The organism is Calditrichota bacterium, from assembly GCA_016867835.1.
In the GTDB taxonomy this organism is placed as follows: Bacteria; Electryoneota; AABM5-125-24; order Hatepunaeales; family Hatepunaeaceae; genus VGIQ01.
The window spans coordinates 21,134-33,795 of record VGIQ01000018.1; the positions used below are offsets into that span (position 1 = coordinate 21,134).

General features: G+C 56.4%; 10 protein-coding genes and 1 tRNA gene. 8 read left to right on the forward strand and 3 right to left on the reverse strand.

Going from position 1 to position 12,662, the window contains the following annotated elements; translation table 11 throughout:
* Window positions 1–3: 3 nt before the first annotated feature.
* Both FJY67_03400 and rfaE1 read right to left on the reverse strand, forming a co-directional pair.
* Window positions 4–738: an endonuclease III gene (locus FJY67_03400; protein MBM3328506.1), complete on the reverse strand. Its 735-nt coding sequence runs from the start codon at window positions 736–738 to the stop codon at window positions 4–6.
* On the reverse strand, window positions 739–1,719 hold the full coding sequence (gene rfaE1 / locus FJY67_03405) for a D-glycero-beta-D-manno-heptose-7-phosphate kinase (protein MBM3328507.1): 981 nt from the start codon (window positions 1,717–1,719) through the stop codon (window positions 739–741). It abuts the gene before it with no gap.
* 142 nt (window positions 1,720–1,861) lie between these two features.
* Between rfaE1 and FJY67_03410 the strand changes: the two genes are divergently transcribed.
* A complete protein-coding gene (locus FJY67_03410) occupies window positions 1,862–2,386 on the forward strand; it encodes a MerR family transcriptional regulator (GenBank protein MBM3328508.1) in 525 nt (174 codons plus the stop codon).
* 30 nt (window positions 2,387–2,416) lie between these two features.
* Window positions 2,417–3,259, forward strand: coding sequence for a flagellin (locus tag FJY67_03415; GenBank protein MBM3328509.1), 843 nt, complete (start codon window positions 2,417–2,419; stop codon window positions 3,257–3,259).
* Window positions 3,260–3,448: 189 nt separating this feature from the next.
* On the opposite strand, the gene FJY67_03420 is transcribed toward FJY67_03415, so the two are convergent.
* Window positions 3,449–3,835 (reverse strand): response regulator transcription factor, encoded by a 387-nt coding sequence (locus tag FJY67_03420; GenBank protein ID MBM3328510.1) that lies wholly within the window; start codon window positions 3,833–3,835, stop codon window positions 3,449–3,451.
* A gap of 315 nt (window positions 3,836–4,150) precedes the next feature.
* Here FJY67_03420 and FJY67_03425 point away from each other — a divergent pair.
* The 6 genes from FJY67_03425 to FJY67_03450 all read left to right on the forward strand — a co-directional run.
* Window positions 4,151–4,223: transfer RNA gene (locus FJY67_03425), tRNA-Lys, on the forward strand.
* Between the two features lie 344 nt (window positions 4,224–4,567).
* Window positions 4,568–5,587, forward strand: coding sequence for a hypothetical protein (locus FJY67_03430; GenBank protein ID MBM3328511.1), 1,020 nt, complete (start codon window positions 4,568–4,570; stop codon window positions 5,585–5,587).
* Between the two features lie 62 nt (window positions 5,588–5,649).
* Window positions 5,650–7,395: an ABC transporter ATP-binding protein gene (locus FJY67_03435; GenBank protein MBM3328512.1), complete on the forward strand. Its 1,746-nt coding sequence runs from the start codon at window positions 5,650–5,652 to the stop codon at window positions 7,393–7,395.
* Window positions 7,385–9,379, forward strand: a complete 1,995-nt coding sequence (locus tag FJY67_03440) for an ABC transporter ATP-binding protein (protein ID MBM3328513.1) — start codon at window positions 7,385–7,387, stop codon at window positions 9,377–9,379. Before FJY67_03435 ends, FJY67_03440 begins: the two co-directional genes overlap by 11 nt.
* 100 nt (window positions 9,380–9,479) lie before the next feature.
* Window positions 9,480–10,907: a glycine dehydrogenase subunit 2 gene (locus tag FJY67_03445; protein MBM3328514.1), complete on the forward strand. Its 1,428-nt coding sequence runs from the start codon at window positions 9,480–9,482 to the stop codon at window positions 10,905–10,907.
* Window positions 10,908–10,964: 57 nt separating this feature from the next.
* Window positions 10,965–12,662 (forward strand): hypothetical protein (locus tag FJY67_03450; protein MBM3328515.1); only part of this gene is annotated, 1,698 nt, incomplete at its 3' end.

The following is a 12,662-nucleotide window of genomic DNA, read 5'->3' on the forward strand; positions in this document are numbered from 1 at the left end:
TCTTTAGTCCTCTCGTTTACCTTTTGCGTCGAAAACGCATTCGTCCCACAATGGGCACTGTGCACAAGCAGGTGACCGGGAGTGGCAGATCGCTCTCCCAAAGCGAAGAAGATTCAGGTGAAATCGGGCTGCCCGGTCGGGGGGCATTGCCGGTCGGAGGTGGTGAAAGGTACGCCCGGCACTGCTTCGTTCGGGAACCCATCCAAGCCGGTGTGCAATTCGGTGCACATGGGTATCGACCGGGCATAGATTGCGTCCAAAGGCGAAAGCCAGGACTACACAAGCGGTCTTTATACCGATTCCGGAACGGGAGGTCAACAGGTCGATGGCCTCATCGTCGCTCATCTTGCTAATAACGGCAAGGTCGAAGCCGCCAAAGGAGTCCATCAGCCAGGCGAGAGTTTCCTTTATATGTAGAGCCTTTTGACGTCCCAGCCCGGCGGGTCTAATGACCGCCTCAAGTGAGTCAAGATCGGCAACCAACACCTGTTCCCAAGACGGATAGGATACCTTCAGTTGCCTATATGCAGCGTCTCGATTGCGGTCATTGGTATTTTGGGAGAGGATTGTAATGATCAACTCCTCCACCGGGTCGCGCTGCGGGGTATCCGGTTTCCCGAAAAGTCCCAGCAGTATCCGATCGGCTCGCTCGAGGCGTCCAGCCAGAGCGGTTGAGGAATCCTCCTGGACCGGCTCCCGGATCTTTCGTTCTCCCCCTTGTTCCTTCTGCGCCGGCATCTAACCGGGTTGTCCTACTACCCGGCGCAACTCACGAATTTGAATCGGAACCGCACCCAACTCGGCAATGACGACTCCAGCAGCATGATTGGCAATATGCGCGGCTTCGAAGACATTTGCCCCCGCTGCCAGTGCCGTAATCAAGGTTGCAATGACAGTATCTCCCGCGCCGGAGACATCGTGCACCCTGCGAGCCCGGGTAGGAATGAAGTCGACTTCCTGACCGGTTACGAGTGCCATACCGGATTCGCCTCGCGTAACCAGAAGATGCTCGACCTCCAAGCGGTCTCTCGCCTCTCTCGCACCTGACACCAGCAGTTCCTCACTCCCCAAAGACCGTCCCAACGCCGTCTGCAACTCGCGCAGATTGGGCTTGAAAAGTGTTGCGCCTTTATACTCCCAGAAGTTAGTGTGCTTTGGATCGACGCCGACCGGTATTCCGCGCTCCTTTGCAAGAGTAATGATGCCGCGGATTAGTTGTGGAGTCAGGAGCCCTTTGTTGTAATCCTCGAGGATGAACGCATCGACACCTTCCAAGAGCAGTGCCAGTCTGTTGAGAAGATTTGCGGCCGTCGCATCATCTATTGGAGCAGTGCTTTCCCGGTCAATCCGGACGACATGTTGGCCATGGGCTATCACACGTGTCTTGACCGAAGTCGGCCGGTCGTCCGAGATCAGGATACCACCGGCTTCGAAGCCGCTCTTTTCAACCAATTCCAGCAACTGCCGTCCGGAAGGATCATCGCCGATCAAACCGACCAATAGCGCCGATGCACCAAGTGAGGCAACATTGGCGGCAACGTTAGCCGCTCCGCCAAGATTTAGCGATTCGCCGGTCTGCAACACCACCGGCACCGGGGCTTCGGGGGATATGCGTTCAACCGTGCCCCACAAGTAACGGTCGAGCATAACATCGCCAACTACGGCGATGCGGCGGCGGTTCATTTCGCTGGCGAGCAGGTCGAAGCGTTCGAGGGTCAAATGCACGGCGGTTAGCGAACTACTTGAAGAAACCCGGTAGTGTTGATCTAATACCGGGACAGATTGCTTTCAATATATTGCCACCTTCACTTGCTGGCAAGTCGTTGCTCAACTTCAGGCGATCCTCCCTTGCTCGATAGCAATGCCAGATCGAAAAGTGAGTAATGTCGCCAGACCGTCGCGTTGTCTGCAAGGAAAGTTAAAGTTAGGGAGTCGATATGCCGATAGAAAAGGCGAAGGATCATTCACCGCAAACAGGAGGCAGGAAATGGCGAGAGGGAACGGGACTGGCGAGGCGCTCTTCTCCATCAGTCAGGTCAATGCATTGACCGGCGTCCCCAAATCGACCATACGGTTCTGGGAGAAGGAGTTCGGCGATTACCTCGCCCCCTTAAGGAGCATCGGCGGACAACGCCGATACACCCGTGAAACGGTGGAACGGATCGAGAAGATCAACCGGCTGGTGAATCAGGAGGGCTACACTCTGGAAGGCGCCCGTCGGAGACTCGAACCGGAGCCATCAGCGGCAACAGTAGTTAGGGAATCAGATAGCGATACAGAAGTTAGCATCAACGACCTGGCTGTAACGATGTCCGACTACCTGCTGCAGAAGTTATTCGAGCGGATACGCGCCGAGGAAGCGCACCGCATCAACCCGGCTGGATAAGAAGCCAATACCAAGCAAAGGAGAACGCGAATGAGCACCCGCATCAATCACAACGTCCTCTCGCTGACCGCCCAGCGCCATATCGGGCAAACCCAGATGGCGCTCGATCAGGCGGTGGGACGGTTGTCGAGCGGACTACGGATCAACAACGCCTGGGAGGATGCCGCCGGGCTTGCGATATCGGAGCGCTTCCGGGCGCAGATCGCCAGCATTCAGGAGGCAGAACGGAACGCCAACTACAACATCAACCTGTTGGAGACGGCGGAAGGCGCCCTCAGTGTGATCGATGAGAAACTGGTTCGGATGCGCGCCCTGGCGGTGCAAGCCTCGAATGGCGCGTTGCTCGACAGCGACCGCGACGTTCTGGACACCGAGTTCCAGGCGCTGAAGAGCGAAGTGACCCGCATAGCGAACGTCACCAACTACAATGGGCTGAGCCTGTTGAATGGAGACTTCGCCCCCGGGAGCAGCGACCTGAAGTTCCACATCGGCACCTACAACAACGACGGTGACGACTACTACACGGTAAACCTCGCCGGAGTGACCGCCTCGGATCTGGGGATCGACTCGCTGGCACTGTCCGATACGACCTCGGCTCAGTCAGCAATCGATACCCTCGACGCGGCGATTACCTCCAAGGATACCGTCCGGACGCAAATCGGCACCTACGTCTCGCGTCTGCAAAGCGCCATCACCAATCTGCAGGTGAGCCGCGAGAGCGCCACCCGGTCGGAATCAGCAGTCCGCGACGCCGATGTCGCCGCCGAAATGTCCAACTTTGTCAGGGCGCAAATCCTGATGCAGTCGGGCGTGGCGATGCTGTCCCAAGCCAATATGGTCCCCCGCACCATCGCACAACTGATCGGCCAGTAACCCTCAGGATCCGGCCCGGGACCACCGGCTCCGGGCTGGATCCAGGATCTTGACGCGGCAACCACCGCGTTTCCCAGACCGGCCGGGGAAGACATCCGCACCACCCTTCCCCGGCCAATGGAAGGATGAAAGTAGAATGCAGAATGCCGTGTGAAGATTAGTCTTCTCACGGCATTCTGCATTCGCATTTCAAGGCTTCCCGGAATTGCTCCCCAAGAGACGCTTTATACTATCCAACAACTTCTGCAAACTGAACGGTTTGGGGATATACTCGTCAGCCCCCGCATAATGCCCCAGGCTCCGGTCTTCATCCGCTTCGCGCCAGGTCCAGAGGATGATCGGGATAGATTTGAACTGCTCGTCGAACTTGAGCAAGCGCGCGATCTTGAAGCCGTCGAGACGCGGCAGATTGACATCAAGCAGAATTAGATCCGGCGCCATTGTGCGAGCCAACTGCAAGCCTTGCATGCCGTCGCTGGAGTGGGTTACGGCATAGCCCTCCGCTTCAAGTTGCTCTTTAATGAAGCAGGCGAGTTCGACCTCATCTTCAATGAGTAGTATGGTGCGTGCTTGCATTAGAAGGCGAAATGCTTTAGGCTATAGGTGTTACTACTTGGTGCAGTTAGTTCTTGTCTTCTCCCTCCTGCTTCGCGGGGGGGAAAAAGGGGGGGCAATATGGGGTTGCACTTTTACCGCCCTGTAGTCCCCCCGCAGAGCGGAGAGACAAAACAAGATGATACTGCACCCATCAATAACAGAAATTGAATTGGTTTCACCGATTGTCAACATCGAGACAATGGTCAACCATATCTTTCGACTGGGAAGGGTGCAGATGGAATCGACAAATTGACAGATGATGGTCGTCGCATTAACTTATAGGTTCGTTCGTTTGCGCCCATAGCTCAACTGGCAGAGCAACTGACTCTTAATCAGTAGGTTGCAGGTTCGATTCCTGCTGGGCGTACTTCCTATAGACTTTAGTAGTGAACAGTGTCTCCCAGTCGCTCCGCTGTTTGATGTCCTGCCACTGAGACTTAGAGTAATGTAACACCGGAATCGGAAATCGAGAGCATTGTCAGTAAGAAGGACTGGATGCCGCGATTCCTGACTCATTAAAACAACATGATCGGACCTGTCGAAGTCCTTCCTCCGGAACACTTCAAACGCCAGTGGTATTGCAATGCACTTCCCGTTGAGGTTCGGAGTGTGGCAATCACTTCTCGACAAGCGTCTGAAGATTCACGATCCCTCCTTCCAATATCCCGACTTCCCCGTATCACTTGCTCCGAAGCGCCTTGGCTTGCAGCCATGCGCCTGGCTATAGATAGCATCCATGTTAGCGGCCCGGTAGTGATCGGGAGCACTGGCAGCATCGGCTGGGAATACCCGGTCTGGTATGCAAACAGGAAACGCCAGCCGATCGTTGTCGTTCTAATGCCAGGCAGCGTGATTGGTATGCATCAAGAGGCGAAGCAAACGATTAGCCAACTGGCGCTCGACTCAACCAGGACGACCTTTCTTAAACCCCTTGTCGAAGGACCTGCCAGGCGCACCGAGCGATTTCATCTGCGGGATGAGTTTGCGTTTCTCCTTGCTGATCGGGTGTTTCCCATATCGATTCGTCCGGGTGGATATTGGGATCGTGTCCTGGAGGGTGACGCAAGGGTAGATCAAAGGTTTGCAGTGAATCCCCCTCAACCGGTGCGGAGCCGGGTGCAAGGATGGTCGTATAGGACGCATCAGGAAGACCTGCCCTTTGAGGCATTCCTCTTTCACTGGACTCGCGGCGCAAGCGGGCCGTTTCCGGGAGAGACTCGCGGCAATTATTATTCCGTGCTAACCGAAGGTCGTAACGGAAATCCGCGAGATGGCGCTGCGACGTTGTGCCACATACTTGAAACCGGCATCCTTCGTGGTGAAGGACGGATGTTTCGGGGGGCTGTTCCAGCATTGTCGTTCACATCACTGGCACCGGACAAGTGGCTGAAATCGCGTGGCTATCGAAACGCTTTGGGACGATGGAATTTCGAGCCGTATGCGATTGGCATACCTAAAGTTACACTTGCAGCGCTTGGCGCAAGGCCGGTCATTTATGGCGAAGAGAGCCTGTTCGCTACATTATCGCCCGAAGACCGCCCTTACTTTCAGTTGCGCAGTAGTCCTCAGTCTCTCGACTGGTCAGGAGAGAATGAATGGCGACTGCCGGGGGATCTCGATCTGGCGAGCCTCGCCGACAAGTTGCTAATCATCGTCCCCGAGACCTTCGATTTGAATCGCCTTCCCGACCACCTGAGATCGAACCGGATACTATTCCTTGGTGAATCCTGAAATCAATCATTAATCACACAACCACACATTCTCCTTCCGGCGCGATCCCTTTCGGAGCCCGGTTGTTCGTCAGCGCGCGTCCCTATCATAGCAAGTTGCTTCTCGGTCTGGCTGCGACGGTTCTGGCATCAGTCGCCGAGACCGCCGGACCGATGCTACTCAAAGCAGGCATCGACGGCATTCAAGCCTCGGCCGGATTTCGGGCTTTAACACTTACGGCTGGCGCGATCCTGCTCGTCGCTCTAATCGGCAGCCTTTTTCGTTTTTGGATGCGCGACCTGATCATCGTCGTTTCGCGCTGGATCGAAAGTGACTTGCGTGAGGGGTTTTTTCGACATTTGTTAAGACTGCCTCCTGCCTTTTTCGACCGCAATCAGACCGGCGACCTGATGGCTCGGGCAACCGACGATATCGAACGCATCCGGATGGCTGCGGGACCGGCTTTGCTCTACGCAGTCAACACCCAATTGACGATACTCTTTTCGCTGGCGATGATGTTCTACTTGAACGTAAAACTGGCGGCGCTGGTGCTGCTACTTGCTCCACTGGTTGGAGGTGCAATGCTGGCAATTGCGAGAGCCCTTCACACTGCCAATCTGCGTCAGCAAGAGACCTATGGCCGTATGACCTCGCGTATTCAGGAGAATATTGCCGGGCTAAGAGTGATCAAAAGTTACACCCGTGAGGCGTTCGAGTCAGTCCGTTTCGAAGGAGTGGCACGGGAGTATTTCTCGCGCAGTCTTGTTGTGGCGCGATGGCAGGCTCTGATGTTTCCGATGATAGGGACGCTCATTGGACTCGGCATTGCCGGCATCGTCTGGATCGGAGGGCGGCAAACTGCGGCAGGCGCGTTTAGCCTTGGCGGCTTCGTTGCGTTCATGAGTTATCTCTCGGTGATGACATGGCCAATGATCGCACTCGGCTGGGTAATCCATCTCTATCAACGTGGCTCAGCTTCACACCAAAGACTCGAAACCGTGATGGCTGAAGCGCCACAATTTGAGCCTACGGTATCCGAGGTAAGGGAAAAGCCGTCTGATCCGAGCGGCGGAATTTGCTTTCAAGGGATTGGTTTCCGGTATCGGGATGATCTGCCACCGGTTCTTGATGGGTTCGATCTAACTATAGAGCCCGGGACGCTCCTGGTGCTCGTGGGAGCGACCGGATCCGGTAAGAGCAGCATAGCACGGCTGTTGGCGAGACAGTATCGTCCCGAGTCGGGTAAAATTTTCCTTACTGGGCGGCCCATCGATACTCTCCCCATCGATGACTATCGCCGCAACCTGGCAGTTGTCGAGCAGGTGCCGTTTCTCTTCTCCACCACTATTCGGGACAATGTCCGGTATGGAAATAGGAATGCCACTGATAAGGAAGTTGTCAACGCGCTTGATATAGCAGGGTTGTCCGGTGAGGTTCAGGCCTTCCCAAACAGCATCAATACCGTTATCGGAGAGCGCGGTATCACCCTCTCCGGTGGTCAACAGCAGCGATTGGCGTTGGCCCGTGCCTTGGTCCGCAAAGCGCCTATCCTCTTGCTGGACGATGCCCTGTCAGCGGTCGATACAGAGACCGAAAAAAACATCCTCGACCGACTCGCGCTTGAAGAGGCGCATCGGACGATCATCTTCATCACCCATCGGCTGGCTGTCGCGGAGCGGGCTTCAAAGGTCGCCGTCCTTGCTGAAGGGAAGATTGTCGAGGCTGGTAGTCACTCTGAATTAATGGCTCTGGACGGTCATTTTGCTGCGCTCTACCGGTTACAAAGGCTGAGGTCGGAACTGGAAACCGGGCAACTCAATGCCGCGTAAGGCTTTGAAAGAAGACGATCGTCTCCCGGTGGTTCCTGTCGCAAACAGAGACGAGAGGGTTGACGATCCCTCCGGAGACGGGGGGGTTAAGCATGTCGATAGTTCGGCAGGTCGTGAGGCAATGCCTGACGATACCGTTCTGGGGCAGGCCTTCGATCTGCAACTGACGCGACGACTTCTGACCTATCTTCGCCCCTACCGGGCGCAACTTGCGATTGCGATCGGACTTCTCCTGTCGGCCACAGTTGTTGAACTGGCCGGCCCGCTGGTTCTCAAGAAAGGTATCGACGATCACGTCTCCACCGGCCGTATCGACGGGTTAGGGAGCATTGTCCTGGTCTATCTCGGCGTCTTGATGCTCGGCCTGATACTGCGTTTCTATCAGATCTATTCGGCCTCCTGGATAGGTGAGCGAGTCGTATTCGATTTGCGCCGCCTGCTATTCGATCGGGTGCAGCATCTGCCGCTTTCTCGCATTGATTCCCGGCCGGTTGGGTGGTGGATGACTCGGGTAGCCAACGATGTCCAGACTTTGAACGAGATGTTTTCGACGGTGGTAGTATCAGTCTTCGGTGATTTCCTTGCATTAGCCGGCATTGTCGGTATTCTCTTCTATCTTGACTGGCGTTTGGCATTGGTAACGCTCAGCGTCCTGCCGCCCCTGGTCTTGGTCGTGGCGCTCTTTCGCAAGCGGGTCCGGCGCAATTTCAGGATCATAAGGGAAGCCCTTGCCAAACTGAACGGATTCATCCAGGAGCGTATATCCGGGGTCCGAACGGTGCAACTCTTCGGTAGAGAAACCGCCTCGGAGAGAGAGTTCCAGCCGCTAAATCATGCCTTTCGATCGGCGTACATCAAGACTATCCGCTACTATGCTCTCTTTTTCCCGGCGGTAACATTCCTGTTGTCACTCTCAACGGCACTAATTCTCTTCACGGGCGGCAGGATGATCTATTCCGGAGTCGTCACTTGGGGGCTGTTGGTGGCGTTCCTGCAATACGCCGAGCGATTCTTTAGACCGATTCGCGATCTGGCCGAACGCTACAACACAATGCAGGCAGCAATGGCGGCGGCTGAGCGGGTCTTCTGGGTCCTCGACTCTTCCGTCGAGGAGAAGAGAGGTTCGCGGTTGGATAGACCAGGTACAGGGTATCTAGAGAGCGCCACATTGACGGACATCACCGAAATCTCAGTAGGGCAGGTTGAAGTCCCGCATGCGGAGAAGACCTTGCGATCCTCCGGAGAAATTCACTTCGACCATGTCGGATTCGAATATCTGCGTGGTGAGCCGGTTCTGCAGGATGTATCTTTCATGGTAGAGCCGGGCAGCACGGTGGCGGTTGTCGGGGCGACCGGCGCCGGCAAGACCACGTTGATCAGCCTCCTATTGCGCTTCTGGGATGTAACCTCGGGGCGCATACTGCTGGACGGGGTCGATATCCGCGAGATGCCGCTTTCCGACCTGCGAAGACGATTCGGGGTGGTTCTGCAGGATTCGTTTCTCTTCAGCGGAAGCGTTGCCAGCAATGTCCTTCCCGAGGCCTTGGACGGCAATGCAAACGGTGCGCAGGTCCGTTTGAAGAAGGCACTTAGGGATTCCGGTGCCGGGGATTTCGTCGATCGACTGCCGGAAGGAACGGATGCCGAAGTAGGCGAACGCGGATCTTCCATATCGGTCGGCGAGAGACAAATGCTGGCTATTGCACGGGCTATGGCAGCGGATCCGGAAATCCTTCTGCTTGACGAAGCCACGGCATCGGTGGACACTGGATCCGAACGCCGTATTCAAGAAGCCTTCGACCGGTTGATGGAAGGTCGGACGTCCATCGTCGTTGCCCACCGGCTCTCGACAATACGAAAAGCTGACCGCATCCTGGTGATGCATCAGGGACGATTGAGCGAAGCCGGGACGCACGAAGAGTTATTGTCGCGAAACGGCATCTATACACGCCTACACCGGCTTCAGTTCGCGGACGAAAATTGACCGCAATAGAGAGAATCGCACAGGCTTTCCCAACACTGATCGACGATTGTCGTCGATCACTGAACTAAATCAACCAAACGCGCAATATCTCAGACCAGAAATGCTCATTTTCGACCATCATCGCCCCGGTGTCCGTTGCGGCTACATGCCGAAGAGCAGCGCTCTCGATGAGCGTCCGGGACCAGCCTTGGAACATCTGCGCGACGACCTTGACCTCCCACAGGTAGCCGAACCGGAGGTGATGCGGCATTTTGTGAACCTCTCGACCTTGAATCACCACGTTGACAAGGGTTTCTATCCCCTTGGCTCGTGCACGATGAAGTATAATCCCAAGATCAACGAGAACGTCGCCGCACTTCCCAGATTCGCCGGACTTCACCCCCATCAGCCGGAAGAGACCCTTCAGGGGGCTTTGAAGTTGATGCTTGAACTGGAACATTGGCTGGCTGAAATCACGGGACTGGAAGCCGTAACACTTCAGCCCGCAGCCGGTTCGCACGGCGAACTGACCGGCATTTTCGTAGCCCGGTCTTACCACTTGTCCAGGGGGGAGCTCCGCTCCAAGGTTTTGATCCCCGATTCAGCCCACGGCACCAATCCGGCTTCCATTTCTATGGCCGGGTTCGAGACCGTTTCGATACCTTCCAATAGTCGCGGGCGAATCGACCTCGAAGCGCTACGGAAGGCAATGACTGCCGACGTGGCAGCATTGATGGTCACGAATCCCAACACGCTTGGGCTGTTTGAAGATCAGATCGACGCCGTGGCAGAGATCGTCCATCACGCCGGCGGACTGCTCTATATGGACGGCGCCAACCTCAACGCACTGGTCGGACTTGCCAAACCGGGAGCAATGGGCTTTGACATCGTTCATATCAATCTCCACAAGACCTTTTCAACGCCGCATGGCGGAGGCGGACCTGGATCCGGTCCGGTTGCTGTTCGCGCCGACTTGGAGCGCTTTTTACCCGTACCCCGCATCCGAGAGTCAGACCAGGGGGCGCTTTGCTGGGACTACGACCAACCCGATGCCATTGGCCGGATGCACGGCTGGTTTGGCAACTTCGGCATGCACGTCCGGGCTCTCACATATATGAAATCGCTCGGATCGGACGGTCTCCAGAACATGTCCGAGACAGCCATTTTGAACGCCAACTACCTCCTGGCACGGCTTGCCGGTGTCTATAAACTGCCTTTCGACAGGTATTGCACCCATGAGGTGGTCTTCTCGGCGGACAACCAGATGAAGTCTGGCTTGCGCGCAGTCGATTTCGCCAAACGACTGCTCGATTTTGGATTCCACGCCCCGACGATCAACTTCCCGCTTGTGATTCACGAAGCGCTAATGATCGAGCCGACCGAGACCGAGACATTGACAACGCTCGACGCTTTCGTTACAGCGATGCTTCAGATCGATCGAGAAGCGAATGGCGATCCAGATATCCTGCGCAATGCCCCGACGACGACACCGGTCTCACGCTTTGACGAAGCGGCGGCTGCCAGAGCGCTCGACATCGCCATGATATAGTCCGGTAGTGCGGGGGAGGGATGATTTGACACTGACCGGTGGACAGGGAGCCGCTACTTGATTCAGTCCCGTCAGATGGATGCAGATTCACCGGCCGCAACAATTCTGAACGACTTCGTCGCGATCGACCTCGAAACGACCGGGCTCGATCCGGCTTCGAACGAGATCATCGAGTTGGGTGCGGTGCGGTTCAATAATGGTCGGGAGGTCGGTCGGTTCCGGCAATTCGTCAAACCGACCATCGCGCGGCTTCCGGTTGAAATCACCCGGCTGACCGGAATCACCAACCGGGACCTAAAAGGTGCGCCGCTGCTTGCCTCGGTGGCGGAGAAGTTCATCGAGTTCACCGGCGACCTCCCATTGGTAGGACATCATGTCGCATTCGACCTCGGTTTCCTTGCTGCAGCCCCGGGACTTTCAGGGTGGTTTCACCCCCGTCGGGTCAGCCGGATCAGCCACGATACCTCCCCCCTCGCCCGCTTCCTCCATCCCGCTCTCGAGAGTTATAGCCTCGCCTCGCTGACCACGCTCCACCGCTGCCCAACGCGGTCGTGCCACCGCGCCGCCGAAGATGCCGCCGCGACAGGTGAGCTTTTCCTGATGCTCCTCGACAAGTTAGCCCGGGTTGCCCAACACCAGTTGGTGCTGGCCTACGGTCTCGTCGAAGGCACACCCTCGCCTTTCGCAAACACACTACGGACGCTGCTTGAAGAGGCGACCGGCTGGCGCGACGCAACAGCCGATTCTCCGGATCCGTTTTGGTCATCATCCGGCGGACGGAACAATGTCTATATCAGTTCAGGTCAGGCATCCAAGCCGGCCACGCCGGTAGAAGGCGCCCTGGTGAAGCGGCTTTTCAGCATCCGCGAGCGCTTTGAACCGGTTCTTCCACGCTATGAGGAGCGCCCCCAACAAGCCGAAATGTCTGCCGAGGTATCAGATGCCATAGCAGGCGGCAAGGCGCTCATCGTCGAAGCCGGCACCGGAGTCGGCAAGTCACTTGCGTATCTGGTTCCGCTCTTGCTCTCCGGTCGCAAGTGCACTGTAGCGACACATACCCGGCATCTGCAGGAGCAACTCTTTTACAGTGAAGTGCCACGCGTCGGGACACTTCTCAAATTCCCATTCAAAGCCGTTCTGCTCAAGGGTCGTCGCAATTACCTCTGCCGAACCAAATGGCAGCGGATGATCGACGATCCAGGAGGTTTTTCAGCCAACTGGCGGGAGCGTCTGGCAGTCATGGTGAGGTGGGTCGATGCAACGCAAACCGGCGATCTTAGCGAACTTACGGCAGTGCGGGGTGATCGGGACGAGACCGACGGCTTTATCGGGAAATTAGCCTCCGAACCGGGCTATTGCGGCGGACGTTCGTGCCAGCATAAAGAACGGGAGTGCCCCCTTGTCCGGGTGCGCAATCAGGCGCTTACGGCCGATCTGCTCATTGTCAACCACAGTCTGGTGATGGCCGATTTGCTGAGTGAATTAGGACTCTTCGAGGCCTTTCCAGTGATGGTCTTCGACGAAGCGCATCACCTTGAGGATGCAGCGACGGATCAACTCACGACCGACCTTTATCAGCAGGTGTGCAATGCGACCCTCGAACGGATCGGTCAACTTTGTCGTCGCAATGGGGAGTTCTGGAACCTGATTCTGGCTGGCCGTCACTATGAACGGCAGCATCGCGCTCTGGAACGGGTGCAAGGTGCTTTGAGTGAGTTAACTGGACTAACTGACCGGATCTTTCAGACCGCCCGG

Bases quoted from the DNA above. Each gene is read 5' to 3' on its own strand.
- FJY67_03400 (MBM3328506.1), bottom strand. From the start codon at position 738: ATGCCGGCGCAGAAGGAACAAGGGGGAGAACGAAAGATCCGGGAGCCG.
- FJY67_03410 (MBM3328508.1), top strand. From the start codon at position 1,862: ATGCCAGATCGAAAAGTGAGTAATGTCGCCAGACCGTCGCGTTGTCTG.
- FJY67_03415 (MBM3328509.1), top strand. From the start codon at position 2,417: ATGAGCACCCGCATCAATCACAACGTCCTCTCGCTGACCGCCCAGCGC.
- FJY67_03420 (MBM3328510.1), bottom strand. From the start codon at position 3,835: ATGCAAGCACGCACCATACTACTCATTGAAGATGAGGTCGAACTCGCC.
- FJY67_03430 (MBM3328511.1), top strand. From the start codon at position 4,568: ATGCGCCTGGCTATAGATAGCATCCATGTTAGCGGCCCGGTAGTGATC.
- FJY67_03440 (MBM3328513.1), top strand. From the start codon at position 7,385: ATGCCGCGTAAGGCTTTGAAAGAAGACGATCGTCTCCCGGTGGTTCCT.
- FJY67_03445 (MBM3328514.1), top strand. From the start codon at position 9,480: ATGCTCATTTTCGACCATCATCGCCCCGGTGTCCGTTGCGGCTACATG.